Source organism: Halopiger aswanensis, from assembly GCF_003610195.1.
Classification (GTDB): domain Archaea; phylum Halobacteriota; class Halobacteria; order Halobacteriales; family Natrialbaceae; genus Halopiger; species Halopiger aswanensis.
In genome coordinates, this window is the sequence record NZ_RAPO01000004.1 from 159,540 (window position 1) to 176,326 (window position 16,787).

The 16,787-nt window shown below is 63.3% G+C and carries 21 protein-coding genes and 1 pseudogene; 13 read left to right on the forward strand and 9 right to left on the reverse strand.

Features of this window, described 5'->3' with window-relative positions:
* Window positions 1-62: 62 nt before the first annotated feature.
* Window positions 63-998, reverse strand: a complete 936-nt coding sequence (locus ATJ93_RS18615; RefSeq protein WP_211334093.1) for a DUF6920 family protein — start codon at window positions 996-998, stop codon at window positions 63-65.
* A gap of 194 nt (window positions 999-1,192) precedes the next feature.
* On the opposite strand from ATJ93_RS18615, the gene ATJ93_RS18620 reads away from it, so the two are divergent.
* Window positions 1,193-1,510, forward strand: coding sequence for a CBS domain-containing protein (locus tag ATJ93_RS18620; RefSeq protein WP_120246165.1), 318 nt, complete (start codon window positions 1,193-1,195; stop codon window positions 1,508-1,510).
* A gap of 102 nt (window positions 1,511-1,612) precedes the next feature.
* Here ATJ93_RS18620 and ATJ93_RS18625 read toward each other — a convergent pair whose 3' ends face one another.
* Window positions 1,613-2,200 (reverse strand): DsrE/DsrF/DrsH-like family protein, encoded by a 588-nt coding sequence (locus ATJ93_RS18625; protein WP_120246166.1) that lies wholly within the window; start codon window positions 2,198-2,200, stop codon window positions 1,613-1,615.
* Window positions 2,200-2,445: a sulfurtransferase TusA family protein gene (locus tag ATJ93_RS18630; protein WP_120246167.1), complete on the reverse strand. Its 246-nt coding sequence runs from the start codon at window positions 2,443-2,445 to the stop codon at window positions 2,200-2,202. The genes ATJ93_RS18625 and ATJ93_RS18630 overlap by 1 nt, the downstream gene beginning before the upstream one ends.
* 266 nt (window positions 2,446-2,711) lie before the next feature.
* Here ATJ93_RS18630 and ATJ93_RS18635 point away from each other — a divergent pair, with 266 nt between their 5' ends.
* Genes ATJ93_RS18635 through ATJ93_RS18650 form a run of 4 tightly spaced genes read left to right on the forward strand, consistent with a single transcriptional unit; the run spans window position 2,712 to window position 6,209 of the window.
* The gene (locus ATJ93_RS18635; protein WP_120246501.1) at window positions 2,712-3,905 is read left to right on the forward strand and encodes an MBL fold metallo-hydrolase; all 1,194 of its coding nucleotides are present in this window, start codon (window positions 2,712-2,714) and stop codon (window positions 3,903-3,905) included.
* Between the two features lie 8 nt (window positions 3,906-3,913).
* On the forward strand, window positions 3,914-4,471 hold the full coding sequence (locus tag ATJ93_RS18640) for a YeeE/YedE family protein (protein WP_120246168.1): 558 nt from the start codon (window positions 3,914-3,916) through the stop codon (window positions 4,469-4,471).
* A gap of 58 nt (window positions 4,472-4,529) precedes the next feature.
* Window positions 4,530-4,991 (forward strand): YeeE/YedE family protein, encoded by a 462-nt coding sequence (locus tag ATJ93_RS18645; RefSeq protein WP_120246169.1) that lies wholly within the window; start codon window positions 4,530-4,532, stop codon window positions 4,989-4,991.
* A 45-nt stretch (window positions 4,992-5,036) separates the two neighbouring features.
* A complete protein-coding gene (locus tag ATJ93_RS18650; protein WP_120246170.1) occupies window positions 5,037-6,209 on the forward strand; it encodes an inorganic phosphate transporter in 1,173 nt (390 codons plus the stop codon).
* Window positions 6,210-6,364: 155 nt separating this feature from the next.
* Here the strand turns inward: ATJ93_RS18650 and ATJ93_RS18655 are convergent, their stop codons facing one another.
* A complete protein-coding gene (locus ATJ93_RS18655; protein ID WP_120246171.1) occupies window positions 6,365-7,198 on the reverse strand; it encodes a universal stress protein in 834 nt (277 codons plus the stop codon).
* A 507-nt stretch (window positions 7,199-7,705) separates the two neighbouring features.
* Here ATJ93_RS18655 and ATJ93_RS18660 point away from each other — a divergent pair.
* The gene (locus ATJ93_RS18660; protein WP_245977691.1) at window positions 7,706-8,260 is read left to right on the forward strand and encodes a cupredoxin domain-containing protein; all 555 of its coding nucleotides are present in this window, start codon (window positions 7,706-7,708) and stop codon (window positions 8,258-8,260) included.
* Window positions 8,261-8,470: 210 nt separating this feature from the next.
* Here the strand turns inward: ATJ93_RS18660 and ATJ93_RS18665 are convergent, their stop codons facing one another.
* Window positions 8,471-8,911 carry a thioredoxin family protein gene (locus tag ATJ93_RS18665; RefSeq protein WP_120246173.1) on the reverse strand — a complete coding sequence of 147 codons (441 nt, stop codon included), beginning with the start codon at window positions 8,909-8,911 and terminating at the stop codon, window positions 8,471-8,473.
* A 349-nt stretch (window positions 8,912-9,260) separates the two neighbouring features.
* Here ATJ93_RS18665 and ATJ93_RS18670 point away from each other — a divergent pair, with 349 nt between their 5' ends.
* The 4 genes from ATJ93_RS18670 to ATJ93_RS18685 are packed head-to-tail and all read left to right on the forward strand — an operon-like array spanning window position 9,261 to window position 11,639.
* Window positions 9,261-9,617 carry an SHOCT domain-containing protein gene (locus tag ATJ93_RS18670; RefSeq protein ID WP_120246174.1) on the forward strand — a complete coding sequence of 119 codons (357 nt, stop codon included), beginning with the start codon at window positions 9,261-9,263 and terminating at the stop codon, window positions 9,615-9,617.
* 4 nt (window positions 9,618-9,621) lie between these two features.
* Window positions 9,622-9,861, forward strand: coding sequence for a sulfurtransferase TusA family protein (locus ATJ93_RS18675; RefSeq protein ID WP_120246175.1), 240 nt, complete (start codon window positions 9,622-9,624; stop codon window positions 9,859-9,861).
* A gap of 1 nt (window position 9,862) precedes the next feature.
* Complete coding sequence (locus ATJ93_RS18680; protein WP_120246176.1) at window positions 9,863-11,005, forward strand: NAD(P)/FAD-dependent oxidoreductase; 1,143 nt, start codon at window positions 9,863-9,865, stop codon at window positions 11,003-11,005.
* A gap of 1 nt (window position 11,006) precedes the next feature.
* Entirely contained in the window at window positions 11,007-11,639 is a 633-nt protein-coding gene (locus ATJ93_RS18685) for a DUF1641 domain-containing protein (protein ID WP_120246177.1), read from the forward strand.
* A 55-nt stretch (window positions 11,640-11,694) separates the two neighbouring features.
* On the opposite strand, the gene ATJ93_RS18690 is transcribed toward ATJ93_RS18685, so the two are convergent.
* The 4 genes from ATJ93_RS18690 to ATJ93_RS18705 form a co-directional block, all read right to left on the reverse strand.
* Window positions 11,695-12,060, reverse strand: coding sequence for an SHOCT domain-containing protein (locus ATJ93_RS18690; RefSeq protein WP_120246178.1), 366 nt, complete (start codon window positions 12,058-12,060; stop codon window positions 11,695-11,697).
* A 62-nt stretch (window positions 12,061-12,122) separates the two neighbouring features.
* On the reverse strand, window positions 12,123-13,145 hold the full coding sequence (locus tag ATJ93_RS18695; RefSeq protein WP_120246179.1) for a potassium channel family protein: 1,023 nt from the start codon (window positions 13,143-13,145) through the stop codon (window positions 12,123-12,125).
* Between the two features lie 17 nt (window positions 13,146-13,162).
* Window positions 13,163-13,510: an SPW repeat domain-containing protein gene (locus ATJ93_RS18700; RefSeq protein ID WP_120246180.1), complete on the reverse strand. Its 348-nt coding sequence runs from the start codon at window positions 13,508-13,510 to the stop codon at window positions 13,163-13,165.
* A 93-nt stretch (window positions 13,511-13,603) separates the two neighbouring features.
* Window positions 13,604-13,951 (reverse strand): four-helix bundle copper-binding protein, encoded by a 348-nt coding sequence (locus ATJ93_RS18705; RefSeq protein ID WP_120246181.1) that lies wholly within the window; start codon window positions 13,949-13,951, stop codon window positions 13,604-13,606.
* 260 nt (window positions 13,952-14,211) lie between these two features.
* Here ATJ93_RS18705 and ATJ93_RS18710 point away from each other — a divergent pair, with 260 nt between their 5' ends.
* From ATJ93_RS18710 to ATJ93_RS18720, 3 genes and pseudogenes are all read left to right on the forward strand, one after another.
* Window positions 14,212-14,514: a hypothetical protein gene (locus ATJ93_RS18710; protein ID WP_120246182.1), complete on the forward strand. Its 303-nt coding sequence runs from the start codon at window positions 14,212-14,214 to the stop codon at window positions 14,512-14,514.
* A 6-nt stretch (window positions 14,515-14,520) separates the two neighbouring features.
* Window positions 14,521-15,111, forward strand: coding sequence for a helix-turn-helix domain-containing protein (locus tag ATJ93_RS18715; protein WP_120246183.1), 591 nt, complete (start codon window positions 14,521-14,523; stop codon window positions 15,109-15,111).
* A gap of 263 nt (window positions 15,112-15,374) precedes the next feature.
* Window positions 15,375-16,685 (forward strand): annotated as a pseudogene (locus ATJ93_RS18720) (RNA-guided endonuclease InsQ/TnpB family protein).
* Window positions 16,686-16,787 lie beyond the last annotated feature (102 nt).

Consider the following 16,787-nt stretch of genomic DNA (forward strand, 5'->3'; position numbering starts at 1 on the left):
GACGGGACCGACTCGTCGGTGCGACCGCCTGCACTGGGCCCGTAACCGCCGGAGCGATCCGCTCAGCGGCTTCCGTCGCCGGCCTCGTCGTACTCGATCGCGTCGATCGTCGCTCGCCAGTACGGCAGGTCGCCGTCCGGGAGCGTCCACTCGACCGTCGCACGGGTCGGAACCCGGCGTCCGCTTCGAACCTCGTAGTCGCGGAAGCGGCCGGTCCAGGGTGCGGTGGCGTCCGCCTCCTGTCGATAGCGCTCGGTCGTCACGCGCTCGACCTCGTCCCGATCGTTGAAGTAAAAGACGAGCGACGCGGTCGCGTTCCGGTGCTCGAGGGTCGCTTTCGCGGTTCGATCGTCGATCGGTTCCCAGTGGACGCCTCGAGCGGGCAGGAGGGCGGTGGGATACCACACGGCTTCGGCGAGGTAGCGGACGAGTTCGCCCTCGTTCATCTCCGGCGACGGCCCGGCGCTGGCGACCGGGATCGCGCCGCGAAGTCTCGCTCGCAACAGTCCCTCGCCGCGCCCGTACTGATCGAGAACCCGGACCGAGAGCAGGGGTGCGACGTCGATCTCGGCGTCCCAGACGAAGCCGGGCGGCCGCGTCGCCACGTGCTGGGTCGCCTCGAACGGGCGCCACTTCCCGCCCTGGCCGCCGAGGCGGAACTCGCCGCGCTGGCGGATGCGAACGGTCCGGGCGTACCGCTGGTCGTCCGCGAGGACGGTCCGGAAGTACCGTTCGACGGGTGCCGGCAGGTCCTCGAGGTCGGCGCTCGCGACCCGCGTTCGGCCACCCGGCGCCGATCGAGCGTCCGCGAGGAGGTCGTCAACGCGGTCGTCGACCCGTCGCTCGAAGGCTCGAGTTCTCTTGGCGACGACTGCGAGGACGACGGTGGAAGCCGTAGCGAGGGCGAGGGCGAGGACAGTCGGTAGCGCCAGCCGAGACAGCGGCCGCCCGAACTGCTTTGCTCGCCGGCCGGCCCGTTCTGAATCGTTCGAGATCATCGACTCCCTCCGGATGGCCGTCGAATTCGGCGGTCTGAACGCGTGCGGACCCAGTTACTGAGTCGAGTCATCGACGCTCTAGACGCGGCTCTCCGAAAAGAAGGTTCTCGGGTCGGTCCGCTGTCGGGGCCGCAGATCGTTCCGGATTGTTGACGCACGTGGCAATCAATTAGAACGAGGAAGACGTCGGTAGCATCGTGATCACCGACGGCGATTCGCCGGTCGGCATCGTCACCGATCGTGACTTAACCGTGCGCGTTCTCGCCGAGGATGCGGACTCGTCGGGATTACCGGCCGAAGACGTGATGACCGACGACCCCCAGACGATCGATCGAAGCGAGGGGTTCTACGAGGCGACGAACCTGATGGCCGACCACGGCATTCGACGACTGCCGGTCTGCGACGGTGACGAGCTCGTCGGAATCATCACCGCCGACGACCTGACGGAACTCATCGCCGACGAGGAACACCAGCTTGCGGACGTCATCCGCGCACAGCGGCCGGAGTACTGAACTGCGCGATACCGATCGGTCAGGCGAAGCGTCGCCGGCCGCCTCGAGGACGCGTGCGACGGCCGGGAGAGCACTGACGCCGGACTCGAGGTCGGTTACGACTTAGACCAGCAGCTGGATGTCCGATTCGGCCATGTGTTGCAGTGCGGTGGCCGCGCCGACGCCGGTGGTGACGCCGTCGTAGAAGTCGTCCTCGTCGTAATCCATCAGCTCGATCGTCATCTGACAGGCCTGCAGGTCGACGCCGCTTTCCAGCGAGAGGTCGATCAACTCCTCGATGGTGGCGGTCCCGTTGTCGTCGATTTTCTTCTGCATCAGCTTCGTGGCCATCGTGTCCATCCCGGGGAGCGCGGCGACGGCGTTCGGAACCGGCATGTTCGGGTTGCCGACGGCGCTCAGCTTGAGGTTCTTCGACTTCTCCTCGTGGAGGATGTCGAGCCCCCAGAACGTGTGGAAGACGACGACGTCCCAGCCGAACGCGGCGGCCGTGCTCGCGAGGATCAACGGCGGATACGCCATGTCGAAGCTCCCCTGCGTCGCGACGATCGTCATCTTCTTTTGATCGTCGCCCGCGTCCGCCTCCGCGATCGATGCCTCGAGTTCGTCGACGCGCTCGCGCAGGGCCTGTAACTCGGCGGCGTCGAATTCGCCGTCGCCGTCGACCGACGCCGTTGGGTTGTCCGTACTCATTATTCCGTTTTCTTCACGTAGTGCGTGTAGCGGCCGTCGCCCTCCTCTTGCTCGAGGAGTTCGACGCCGTCGGTGCCGTCGGCCCACCCCTGAATGTCGCTCATGCTGCCCGAGTCCGTCGCGACTACTTCGAGGACGTCGCCGGCCTCGAGGTCGTCGATCGCCTGTTTGGTTTTGACGATCGGCATCGGGCAGGACTGTCCTTTCACGTCGAGCGTCTCCGTAACGGTGTATTCTGAACTCATGTTTATTGCTGTGCTCTGTATTGGAGCTATCACACAATACCAACTGCGCCCATAAAAACCCATCGGTTATTGTGCAATATTCGAACATCCGTTCCACAGTCCGTGTCGTATTAGCAGGTCGTTCTCACCCGTGAGCGTTCAAGGATACAGTATAACGCATATACGAGTTACATAACCCGAATCGGTCCGAGAATCAGTATTGTGTGGTCAGGGAATTACCATGCAAAGCCTTAAGTGCGCGAAGGCGGTACTGAGGGATGTACAACATGGACGACACGGACTTTCCAACACCAGACGTCGAGATCGAATCGGTCAGTGCCGAAGAACTGAAGGCACGGATTGACGCCGGCGAGGCGGTCACGCTCCTCGACACCCGGATGGAATCGGATTTCGAGGAGTGGCGCATCGACGGCGAGACCGTCGAATCGATCAATATTCCCTACTTCGAATTCCTCGAGGACGAGATCGACGACGACGTTCTTGCACGGATTCCCGACGATCGAGAAATCACGGTCCTCTGTGCGAAGGGCGGCTCGAGCGAGTACGTCGCTGGGACGCTGAAAGAGCGCGGCTACGACGTCGATCACCTCGAGGACGGGATGAACGGCTGGGCGCGCATCTACGAACGCGTCGAGGTCGAGCGCTACGACGGGTCCGGGACGCTCTACCAGTACCAGCGTCCCTCGAGCGGTTGTCTCGGCTACCTCCTCGTCGACGGCGACGAGGCGGCCGTGATCGATCCGCTGCGCGCGTTCACCGACCGCTACCTCGAGGACGCCGCCGAACTCGGCGCCGATCTGACGTACGCGATCGACACGCACATCCACGCGGACCACATCTCGGGCGTCCGCGAACTCGACGACGAAGGCGCCGAGGGCGTCGTTCCCGAGGCGTCGGTCGACCGCGGGGTTACCTACGCCGACGAGCTGACGCTGGCCGAAGACGGCGACGAGTTCGAGGTCGGATCGGCTACGATCGAGACGGTTTACACGCCCGGCCACACCTCCGGGATGACGTCGTACCTGATCGACGGCTCACTGCTCGCGACCGGTGACGGGCTGTTCGTCGAAAGCGTCGCCCGCCCCGACCTCGAGGAGGGCGACGACGGCGCGCCCGAAGCTGCCGCACAGCTCTACGAGTCGCTGCAGGAGCGCGTGCTGACCCTGCCCGACGACACCCTCATCGGGGGTGCGCACTTCAGCGACGCCGCCGAGCCCGCCGACGACGGCACCTACACGGCGCCGATCGGTCAACTCGAGGACGAGATGGACGCCCTGACGATGGACGAAGACGAGTTCATCGAGCTGATCCTCTCGGACATGCCGCCCCGGCCGGCCAACTACGAGGACATCATCCCGACGAACCTCGGCCAACAGGAGGCCGACGACGAGGAAGCCTTCGAACTCGAGCTCGGGCCGAACAACTGCGCAGCCAGCCAGGAATCGCTGGCGGGTGACTAATCCGACCGATGGTAGTCGATCCGGTACCGCTACAGTTGGCCGCCGAGCTGTTTCCCAACGGAATCAGTCGCTATGCCGTCGGCGGGCTCCTCGTCGGTCTCGGCGCGGTCGTGATCTACGTCGGCACCGGCATCCCGGCCGGAGCGAGCACGTTCCTCGAGTCGACGCTGTCGTACGTCTCGGACCAGCCGCGATTCCAGCGGTACGTCTCGTCTCGCGACTGGCGCGTCGTCTTCACGCTCGGGATCATCCTCGGCGCACTGGCGTTCGCGGCGACGGTCCAGTCCGGCGTGATCACGACGTCGCTCTACCAGCCCGGAACGACCGGGGAACTGTACGAGGTCGGCGGCGTGACGCTCTGGTCGACGGGCGTCCAGCCGTGGCGGTTGTTCCTGGGCGGCATCCTGGTCGGGATCGGTACCCGGATCGGCAAAGGGTGTACGTCCGGCCACGGAGTCTGTGGCGTCGGTTCGGCGTCGAAGACTTCGCTCGTCGGCGTGGTGACGTTCCTGTTCGTCGCCATCGTGACTGCCCAGATCGTTGCAGCACTGGGGGTGAGTCCGTGATGGACGAGATGCGACCGACGGGAGGATCTCGGAACCGCGAACGGGGAGGTGACGAGCCGTGAGCCGGGACCGACATCCCCTGTTCATGCCGTTGATCCTCGTCGGGGGGCTGATCTTCGGGTTCGGTCTCGGGTTCAGCCAGATGGCGCGACCGGAAGTCGTACTGGACTTCCTCCAGTTCGAGGACTTCGGGCTGCTGTTCGTCATGTTCGGCGCGGCGATCGTTTCCGGGATCGCCTTCGCCGTGATGCCCCGAATTCGAGACAGCGCGCCGCTGACCGGCGATCGGTACGAACGCCGGCTGAAGCCGTTCGACCGAAACGTCCTGATCGGCGGCGCGATCTTCGGCGTCGGCTGGGGACTGTCGGGGATCTGTCCCGGTGCGGCCTACGCCAGCCTCGGCGTCGGCAACGTCACCATCCTGTGGGCGCTCGGCGGCATGTTCGTCGGCGCCTACCTACAGGGACGGTGGCGCAGCCAACGCGTTGCATCCAACTCCGACCCGACGAGTGCCGACTAACGCCCCTCGACCTTCGAGCACCGAAACCCAGTTTATCAGCTTCCAATGGAACTCGCAACGATAGCGTTGTTCGGGACCGCCGCACTCGCCAGCCTGTTTATGGCCTGGGTGATCGGCGCGGGCTCGAGCGGCGCGACGCCGTTCGCCCCGGCCGTCGGCGCTAATGCGATTTCGACGATGCGCGCGGCGTTTTTCGTCGGCGTGCTCGGCTTCGCTGGCGCGGTGACTCAGGGCGGAAACGTCTCGGAAGCGGTTGGCAAAGGTCTCGTCGGTGGAATCAGTCTTCCGGTCAGCGGCGTCATCATCGTGCTGTTGATCGGCGCCGGGCTGATGGCGATCGGCATCTACACCGGCTATCCGATCGCGACCGCGTTCACCGTCACCGGATCGGTCGTTGGCGTCGGATTCGCGCTCGGGGGCGATCCCGTCTGGTCGAAATACGTCGAAATCGGAGCCGTGTGGGTGTTGACTCCCGTCATCGGCGGCGGGATCGCCTACACCATCGCGAGCTTCCTTCCCCGGCCCGACGTCCCGGAGACGGTCAGTATTCCGATACTCGCCGGTATCGTCGGTACTATCGTCGCGAACCTCAAATTCACGTTCCTCTCGTCGTTCGGCGGGACGCTCGCTGCTGCTGGTACCACCGTGATTCCGGTCGCTGGTGCTGGCGCTACGGCCGCGGTCTCGCTCGGATTCGGCATCGTCGTCGCAGCCGCTGTCCGCTGGGACATCGACCGCGATCAGGCGGGCGGACTGCGGCGGTTCGTGCTCTCGCTCGGCGCTCTGGTCGCGTTCTCGGCGGGCGCGAGTCAGGTCGGTCTAGCCGTCGGACCGCTGTTCCCGTTACTCGAGGAGTTGCCGATGGTGTCGCCGTTCGCGGTGTTGCTCGGCGGCGGCGTCGGGATTCTCGCCGGCTCGTGGACGAGCGCGCCGCGGATGATCAAGTCGATCTCGCAGGAGTACGCGTCGCTGGGACCGCGCCGATCGATCGCGACGCTCGTTCCCTCGTTTCTCATCGCTCAGACGGCGGTCCTGTTGGGAGTGCCGGTCTCGTTCAACGAGATCATCGTCAGCGCCATCGTCGGCAGCGGCGCCGCGGTCGCCGGCGGCGCCGGTGTCAGTCCGCGAAAGTTGGGCTACACCGTGGCCGCCTGGATCGGCTCGTTTGTCCTCGCGTTCGGACTCGGCTACGGGTCGATGCTGCTCGTCGGCGCCTGACGTCCCCCACGACTTCAGTCGTGGGCTTTCGCGCTGTCTCTGTGTGAAAACGGGACTGCTCGTCGGTCGCGACGATTCTACAACGTACTTGAGAACGGGCATGCGCACGCCGAATATTCACTCGCGGGAATCCTCGCGGGTTCGAAGCGACTGCGTCACCGCTCGAGCGTTCGGACGGAGAGAACGGGAACCGATGCCGCACTGATCACACGCTGAGAGACGCTGCCAGCGACCACCCGATCGAGCCCGGCTCGACTCTCCGTCCCCACGACGATGAGGTCGATGTCGTGGTCGGCCGCGTAGGAGACGATCTCTCGGTGTGGTACCCCTCGCTCGATCGCTCGCTCGGTGTCGAGGCCGCGTTTCGCACCGCGTTCGGCGATCGTACTCGTCGACCGCTCGCCGAGTTCTTCGAACGCCTCGAGGACGACGTCCATGTGCGAGTGAACGTCGTTGACGACGTACATCGAGTGGACGGTTGCACCGTACGTCTCGGCGAGATCGAGTCCCTCCTCGATAGCCGCCTCGGCTCCCGGCCGTCCGTCCGTCGCGATGAGAACGTTGTCGATATCGCCGGACGAGGTCGATACGGCGGCGTTGACGGTGAGAACTGGACATCGAGCCTCGCGAACGACCGCCGTCGCGACACTACCCATCAGCCAGCGTCGAACGCCCGTTCGGCCGTGGGTTCCAAGAACGCTCAACGCGATGTCGTGCTCGTCAGCGTACGCGAGTAATTCGCGGCTCGGTCGGCCCGTTCGGACGCTCGTGACGACCGAGAGACCCTCGTCAACGGCGTCGGCTTCGACGCGCTCGACGATTTCCTGATGACGCGATTTGTCGACACGCTCGCCATCGGTATCCGTTCGTTCGACGACCGAGACGACGTGGACGGTCGCGCCGACCGCCCGGGCAACGTCTAGCCCCTGGTCGACGGCCGTCGCTGCAATGTCGCTGCCGTCGGTCGCGACGAGAATATCGCCGTACATTGCCGGTTGTACGACTGCAACCATCTTGAACGTAGGGCCCGCTCCCGTCCTCTCATCGCTCGACCGTGCATACTCTACAGGCGGAGCAGGCCGGACGCCTCGGGGCTTGACCCCGACGGTTCACGGTTCATGATTCGTTTTACGGAGAGTACTGTTCTGGAACGATATCGAACTGTCCGTCCTCGAGACGGTCCTGATCGTCGTACTCGTCGTCGGAAGCCCGCTGGTCTGGCCGCCTTCTCAAACCCGACGGCTCCGGAACCTGACCTGGGACCGACTTCTCGGACTCGACGGACTGATGCGGTAACGCGCTACCGACACAAGAGGCGTTCTACGCGGCCTCGAGTCGGACGTAATGGCATTTCGACCCGCCCCATTGATCGTATAACGTACCATGATAGTCGCTACTTACTGATAGTATGGGCTCCGTACCTTTGTCCGGTCGTCTCGAACGGGATCGCGATGGGACGAACCGATCCGACCCGTCGACGACAACTACTGCGACTTATGGGTGGAACGTTGGCGACGCTCCCCGTAGCTGGCTGTCTGAGCAACGAAGATAGCCGTGGGGAGACAGACGAATCGGAGCCCAACGAAACACCTGACGTCGGGACAGGCGACGAATCGGCGCCTGAAGGCAACGAAGCGGAGAACGAGGGTGACGATGCAGCGGATGAAAACGACAACGGAGCGACCGACGACGGTACGGATGTGTCCGCCGATTGGGAGAACGTCGGCGAGATCGTGTTGAGTGCGACGACAGCCGGTTGGGAGGGAATTGCCCCCGCGGCCATCGAGGGCGAGAAAAACCCGACACTCGTTCTGGAAGCGGGTGCGGAGTACGTCATCACCTGGCGGAACGACGACGGACAGCCGCACAATATCGAGATCTGGGACGAATCCGAATCGGTCCTCGACGGCTACGAGACCGAACTGATGGATGAAAAAGACGAAACGCAATCCCTGGAGATCGAGGCTCGAGACGAGATGGCGGAGTACGTATGCGAAATACACGCCGATTGGTCGAAGCGCGGCGACATCGAAATCGAAGGCGATCCTTGACTCACCTCGTCGACGCGATCCGTTCGTGGCACCGAGTTCACCGCGAGGTTGCTCCCCGGCGACTGTCCCCGTGGTTCCCGCGTGAGGGTGACGAAGTGACTGTCGCAGTCATTAGAGAGGCATCCCAGCCGATCTCGAGACCGGACGGGCCGGACGTGCTAGAAAAGTCCGCAAGGGAAGGGGAGTCAACTGACGCGTCGAACGCCGGCGCTATGTGTGCTGGTCGACGAGTCCTTCGAGAGTCGCCCGGTCCTGTGCACCGACCATCCGCTCGACCGGTTCGCCGTCGGCGTAGAGGACTAGCGTCGGGACTCCACGAGCACCCAACTGCTGGGCGAGGCGCTGGTGAACGTCGACGTCGACCTTCGCGACCGCGGCGTCGGTCTCGGCGGCCAGCGCCTCGATCGTCGGCTCGAGCATCTGGCAAGGGCCACACCAGTCGGCGTAGCAGTCCACGAGGACGACATCATGCTCGTCCACGACCTCCTCGAGGTGATCCTGTCCCGTAACCTCGATCGGCTCGCCGGGCGCAGTGTCCGCCTCGTCGGCGTCGCTCCCGTCAAGGCTCCCGCCGTTCTCGAGGCGTTGCTGCAACTCTCGCTTTTTCCGCTCGCGGATCCGCTGCCGTTCGTCGTCCGTGGTGTTGCTCATCGTGCGACCGTAAGAACTCCACGGCCATAATAATTTTGCGGTGTTGTATCAATAGTACCGAACTGTTTCGGACGCTTCATCAGAGTGGACGCCGGCGCGGTCGATCGATGGCGGCGCCGGTATCGGTGAACTTTGAACGGAAATTGGCGCCGTATCGGCTACGAATGAACACGATCAGTGGTTGAAATCGGTTCAATCGGCTGAACTCCTCTCAGAGTGCGTCATTCGACAGACAGCAATCTGATCGGCTGTGCTCTCGATCGTATGTATCTGTCGCTACTTCCCGATCCCATGTATTTTGTAGAAATGTCTTTACTACACAATACTACTGTTCGAGTGTGATCCACTGATGACCGACCGACGCGCCACGCTCGAACGAGTCGCGAATGGATCGACGGTGTCCGGTACCGTCTTCCTCGTTGCCGCGACGGCGACGGCGTCCGCCCAGCCTCACGGCGGTGGTGGCGGAGGGATGGGAAGCTGGGGTGGATTCGGCAGCTGGATGTCCCTCTGGCCGGTCCTGTTGCTCGGCCTGCTCGCCCTGCTGGTCGTCTGGGTCGGAAGCCGGCGTCTGGATGCCCGCGCCGCACGCGCCGGCCGATCCGACCGCGACGATCGGGCGCTCGAGGAACTCCGCGAGCGCTACGCCCGCGGAGACCTCTCCGAGGAAGAGTTCGAACGGCGACGACGAACCCTACAAACCTAGACCAATGACCGATACACCCACCTCTGACGTGACGATCGACTCGAAGGACGCATCGTGTCCCGGCCCGCTGATGGACCTCATCGGGAAGGTGAAGACCCTCGACTCTGGCACCGTGGTCGAACTCCAGACCACCGAGCGCAACTCCACGACCGACGTTCCGGAGTGGCTCGAGGAAGCCGGCCACGAACTGCTCGAGATCGAGGAGCGCGACGAGTACTGGAGTATTTACCTGGAGGTCAACTGAGATGCACCGAATCGCGATCGTCGGCGGCGGAACGGGCGGGACGGTCCTCGCGAATCGACTCGCGAGCGAATTACGGACGGAGATCGAGGACGGCGAGGTCGAGGTCCGGCTGATCACGGCCGATCCGAACCACGTCTACAAACCGACGTTCCTGTACGTGCCCTTCGGGAAGAAGACGGTCGACGACGCGACACGGCCGATCGAGGAGCTGATCGACTCCCGAGTCACCCTGACGATCGACGAAGTCACCGACGTCAATACGGACCGGAACCGGCTCTCGCTGGCCGACCGGACGACCTCACTGCGCTACGACCAGCTCGTGCTTGCGACCGGCGCGACCCTCGAGCCCGAGGCCGTTCCCGGTCTGGCCGAGGGCGGCCACCACTTCTACGGGCCCGACGGCGCCGAGGCGCTGCGGGACGAACTCGCCGAGTTCACCGAGGGCCACCTCGTGCTGAGCGTCGTCGGCGTCCCGCACATGTGCCCGGCCGCGCCCGTCGAGTTCACGCTGATGGTCGACGACTGGCTCCGCGAGCGCGGTCGCCGCGCGGACGTCGACATCACCTACACGTACCCGATCAACCGCGCCCACGGCCTCGAGTCGATCGCCGACTGGGCGACCGACCGGTTCGAGGAACGCGGGATCGACGTCGAGACGTTCTTCAACGTCGACGAAATCGACCCGGAGTCGGAAGTCGTCGAGACCGTCGAAGGGACGGAACTCGAGTACGACCTGTTCGTGGCGATCCCGCCCCACCGGGGCAGCGACCTCGTCGCCGATGCGGGACTGGGCGATGACGGCTGGGTCGACGTCGACAGGCACACGCTCGAGGCGACCGCGACCGAAGACGTCTACGCGATCGGCGACGCCGCGGACGTGCCGACGAGCAAGGCCGGTAGCGTCGCCCACTACGAGGCCGGCGTCGTGGCCGACCGGATCGCCAGCCGCGCCCGCGGGCAGACGCCGACGGCGACCTACGACGGCAAGACCGTCTGCTTCCTCGAGGCCGGGATGGACGAAGCGACGTTCATCGAGTTCGAGTACGGCGAGGAGCCCTACGTCCGCGAACCGTCGAAACCGCTCCACTGGGCGAAGCTCGGTTACAACGAGTCCTACTGGCTCACCGCACGGGGGTTACTCTAAGATGTCCGAAACGGAATCCGACTCCGCGGCGGAATCCATCGAGCAGACAGCGGCGCTCGAGGAACTCGTCGCCGAGAACCCCGACGAAGTCGCGCGGTTCCTCGATCGCCTCGGCGTCGTCAACGACTTGCTCGACACCGCGGACCTGGCGACCGCCGCGATGGACGATCGGATGGTGCAGGAACTGTCCGGGACAGCGACGAACCTCGGTGCCGCGGCCGATGGGCTGGCGACCGCGGAGGCCGCTCGACTGGGCGAGGCGGCCGGCGAGAACGCCGCGGACCTCGCGGACGGACTCGAGACGCTCGCTCGGCTACAGCGATCGGGCACGCTCGACGACCTCGCTGCGCTGGCTGATCTCGCCGCGCTGGCCTCGAACGCGATGGACGACGACATGGTGACCGACCTCGCCGCAACCGGGACGAGCCTCGGCGAAGTGGCCGATACGGCGGCCGACGAAGACGTCGTTCGGACGCTCGAGGGCCTCCTCGAGGCCGTCGGCGAGGCCGGCTCCGAACCGGCGGAGCCCGTCGGAGCGGTCGGCGTCGCGAAAGCGCTGCGCGATCCGGAGGTCAAGGCCGGACTGGGTTTCTTCCTCTCGTTCGCGAAGGCGCTGGGGCGGACGACGAGATAACCGGCGACGCGTCTATCTCGGACGCGCGGCCCGGACCACCCGCGTTCATCTGGCACTATTCTTCCGACGATTCCTCCCGCTGTAAGCGTTCGCGCCGTCTCTCGAACTCCTCGTCGGTGAGATCACCGCGAGCGTAGGCGGCTCGCAGCTCCTCGAGTGCGGGGTCCGTCCGCTGGCCGCTGGACCGGCGAAACGCGCCGTACAGGAGATATCCGAGCCCGAGAACCACCAGGAGCGGAATCGCCGCCATAAGGACCCACATCCACGTCGCTCCGGTCCCGCCCCACGCGCCGCCGTTCCACATGTGGCCGCCCCAGACGCCCATCATCGGCATCGCGAACGCCATCATGAGTACCGGCAGCAGAAGTATCGCGACGATAACGAGCAACAGCGTCCGTATCAGTGGATCGTCGGTTGCCATATCTCATCCTTCGGTCGCTAGAGTATTGAACAGACGGCAGGGTACCGGTTACTGGGAACCAGTCATTCGTCTGCGTCAAGGGGATCGTCGGATTCGCTCGACGGCCACTCTCGAGCGTCCGATTCGACGAGCCCGTACAGCAGTCGCCGGCGCGTCTCCAATTCGTCGAGGGCGGACTCGAACGCCTCGTCCGAGACCGTCGGAATACCCGCCTCGCGTATTGCCGGGAGAGCTGGCGGTGGCGGCGATCTGTCTGCGGGTACGACGAACCCCTCCCGAAGCGTCTCGAGGTAGTTCTCGACGCTCGAGCGTGCGTTCGTGACGACGAGCGCGCTCGGGCGGGCCCGTTGCGGAACGCCGAACCTGTAGAGCGTCAGCGCGTCGTCGAAGATGGCGATGCTCTTCGTCGGCGCTTGATCCGGCTGACCGCTATGAAAGTAGTGGAGGATCGGGTAGGCCTTGTGATTCTCCGTAAGGACCGCGAGCTGCGTTACGACGGAGTGCAGCGGGAGCTCGAGTCCGCGAAACTCCCCGTCGGTCCAGCTCGTTCGGACGATTTCCTCGCCGTGGGTACCGAACCCGCTCACGCTACTGGCGAACGCGCGCTTCTGGGTGACCGCATCGAGAACCGAGAGCGTATAGGTGACGATCAGCGTAACGAAAAGCAGGCCGCTCCCGGTGGCGAGTATCGTAACGAGTTGCCAGCGTCCCGCTTTGGGAGCGAAGTCCCCGATACCTAGCGTGAAGATCGTGTACCCGGTGAAATAGAGCCGATCGGACCAGGAGATGGTCCCGCGACCGAGCGTGTCGACGAGGACGGTTTCGGCACCGGCGAAGACGAGCGTCCACCCGACCCAGAGCAGTGCGATCCAGAGCGCGAGAGTAATCACGAATAGCAGCGGTCCAGAGAGGCTGAGCAGTCGCGAATTCTGAGCACCGATCCGTCGCAGTGCGCGCCACGCCCTCGCCATCAGTCGCGAGGTGAGTGGCCCGGCGCCCCCTTCGACCCAGAGCGTCGTCCAGAGGAGGTCGACGACTGCGACCGCGAGAAGAACGATACCGAGCGCGAGATAGACAGCGTTCATTTTGATCCACGTTCGGGTTACGGGCCATTCGTATTCGGTTCGGCGGGTGATCCGCCGTCGTGCAGTCGCCCCGCGAGATAGTAATTGTACCCGGCCAGCGAAGCGACCAGGACGCCGACGCATACGGCGTTCCAACGGTGGAGTCCGCCGACCCGAAAGAGAAACGGCGTAGTTAGCAGCCAGACTCCGAGGATGGTCGTCATTCCCGCGACGGTCCGAACGATCGCCCAGTCACCCCGCTCGAGCCAGTGAACGGAACTGGACAGCGTTCCGATCAGGATACCGGTAACTGCGACGGTCCACCGGAAGGCAGTCGGTGCACCGAGAACGAGCGGCGCGGCGATCACCCAGAGTCCGAAGACCATCGTAGCCGTCGAAACGGTTCTCGGTAACATCCTCGGAGCGATACGGAGTCGATCGCCGGAACTCGATTTCGTGCGTCTCGTGTCGCCGGTGAGTTAGGCAGACGCCATGTTCCGACAGGACTCCGCGCACTCGCGCAGCACGTCAGCACACACTTGGCAATGGTCGTGGTCGTGCTGCTCGCACTCGTCGGCGCACTCTTCGCAGGCATCCGCACACATCTCCGCGAGTCCGCTGTGGTACGCGGAGTTGCGAGCCATGAAACGGGCGTGTAGCGTCGTGATATCGGCGACGTCCCGACAGAGACGGATACAACGGGCCATCTCTTCGCCCATGCCGATACACTCGTCGGCACACCACTCGCAGGCTTGTGCCGCCTCGAAGCAATTATCCGTACACTCTGCCATCTCGTCGGACATGTGATCGATTTGGGTCAGTGCCATCGCAGGTCTCTAGTCGGCTGGAACGGACTTTGTTATCGGTCGCCCAAACCGCGAGAATAATCCGTGAGGTGGCGGTAACATCGGTTGACGGTGCACAGATAACGGATGAGGACGAACCTAATACGGTATTATCCGCGCGAAACGGCGCTAGGATTCCGCTGTTCCTTCGTGGGAGACATCACAAACGTCGATTATCGCACCGTCACTGCTTTCGGCTGAAGGCAACGGCGTTGAAGGTGGTCGCTATTGTACGTTTCGGTATGTTCGATGCAACGCTGCGGACGGCGAGCATCCTGTTCTCCATAATCGGCGGGACGGCCGCCGGCGTCCTCTCTCTCCTTCTCTGGAACGTTCTCCGTGAAACGCCGTTTGGAACGGTAGTCGGGCTCCTCTCGTTGACGCTCTCTGGCGTGATTTGCTATCACGTCGTCCTGTTTATCGTCGGCGGAGAATCGGCGTTCCTCGAGACGCTTCGGAGTGGGATGCATACCGTCGTCGCGATCTTCCTCTGGTTGGTGATCGCCACCCGCGAACAGATCCAACGGAGCGTCGCAGGGGGGTGAGAAGCGATGCTCGAACTCCCTCCGTTCGCCGTCTACAATCTCGCGGTCGGCGTCGTCACGGCCGTCGGATTACTCTACTTCCTCTTCTTCAGGCCGACCGTCGTCGACTACCACCGCCACTTGCTGTTGACGATCTCGGGACTACTACTGTTTCTCGTCGGCGGACCACTGACGGAGCTGCTGGTCCCGACGGCGGTCCACTGGATCCACGGTGCCGCATCGGTGCTCGTCGTGATCGGTCTGTACAGTCCGGTGAAAAGCGAGCTCCGTCAGGACGCTTGGGCCGACGTCCTCCTCCGGAATCCGGAACGGGTTCGGCAGTCGGACGAGTGGATGCACCCCATCGACGACGCGATTCTCGGGCTCTTCCACTCGAAAGACCTCGTTCTAACGCCGGCCATCATCGCGTACAACATCGACTACAGCCGCGAGGAAGTGAACCGCCGGTTAGTCGAACTCGAATCTCGAGGTTTCGTCTCGAAAGTCGAGCGCGGAAAGTACCGGATAACGACGCTCGGGAATCAGTACATCGAAGGTGGCGTTTCGAGCGAGGGGCTTGGCTGTCTGCGGTATCTTTGGACGCAACGTTCCAAATGAACTGCAGCTCGATTCCTCTTTCACCGCGAGTTGGAGACGCGCGTCGCACCGCCGGGTGTTTCGCCACCCCGGTATTCCGTTCGACCATTCCCGCAGACACCGCGTCGGTTATACGCTGAACAGGCGCAATACCACGGCCTTCAGGCCGTGGATACGCGCCGTCATACAGTGACGCCTTCCACCGAGATCGACAGGGCTGGATATTCCACGCCAAATACAGCTTTAATACCCGATATTCCATAACTGGTTATGAACACAGTACGATGCTGGAGACAACCCGCACTTACGTCGCACGCATCACGAACCACAGTCAGGTTCGTGGCGACCTTGACCAATGCGGGTTCTCCGCATCCAAACTGTGGAACGTCGGACGCTACTACATCCAACAACGGTGGGATGAAGGCGGTGAGATTCCTGACGAAGCCGAACTGAAATCGGAGTTGAAAGACCATGAACGCTATAGTGACCTGCATTCTCAGTCAAGTTCGTTCGAGACGGCTTCGCCGTCTCGTGATGCCAATGAGCTTTGCTCATTGAGCACAGCGAGTTCTCGAAGAGCTTGCTGAGGCGTTCACCGGCTGGTATAACTCCGACGACGGCAATAACCCACCGGGTTACCGGAAACGTGGCGACCAACACCCGCGCTCCACCGTGACGTGGAAGCAGAAAGGCATCAAGCACGACGACAAGCACAACCGTGTTCGCCTCTCGAAAGGTTGGAATCTGAAAGACGGACGGTCTGACTTCATCCTCGCAGAGTACGAAACCCGTCCCGACGTAGAAGTCGAGAACATCCAGCAGGTGCGTGCCGTCTGGAACGGCGACGAGTGGGAACTCCACCTCGTCTGCAAGAAAGAGATTCCCGTCGAGGACGCACCCGGCGAAAAGACAGCGGGTATTGACCTCGGTATCAACAACTACCTTGCCATCGACTACGAAGACGGGGCGAGTGAACTGTATCCGGGGAACGTACTGAAACAGGACAAGCACTACTTCACCCGCGAGGAGTACCAGACCGAAGGCGAGAACGGGCCATCGAAACGCGCGCGGAAAGCCCGACGGAAACTCTCCCGGCGCAAAGACCACTTCCTCCACACCCTCTCGAAACACATCGTTCAACGGTGTACAGACGAAGGTGTGGAGAAGATAGCGGTTGGCGACCTCAGCGACATCCGCGAAGACGAGAACGGCGACTCGCGGAACTGGGGCCAGTCGGGGAACAAGAAACTCCACGGATGGGAATTCGACCGATTCGTTCGTCTGCTTGAATACAAGGCTGAGGAACATGGAATCCTCGTTGACCGTGTAGACGAGGAGAACACCTCGAAGACGTGTTCGTGTTGTGGGCAGATTCGGGACAGCAACCGTGTGGAGCGCGGTCTGTACGTCTGTGACTCATGTGAGACGACGATGAACGCAGACGTGAATGGCGGGTGAACATCCGCAGAAAGATAACTCAGAGTCCCCCAACGGGGGATATGAGTAACGGCTGGTTGGCACAGCCCGGAGTCTTCCTGTTCGACCGCGAGAGCGGACGGTTCACACCGAGAGAACAGGAAGTCTGCAAACCGTAATATCCCAACGCTCGGGATTCCTCCGCCTTCAGGCGGAGGAGGATGTCAACTCCGCATAGTACTCCAGTTCGCCGTCTGGAACTCCCCTTCCAGAATACCGAA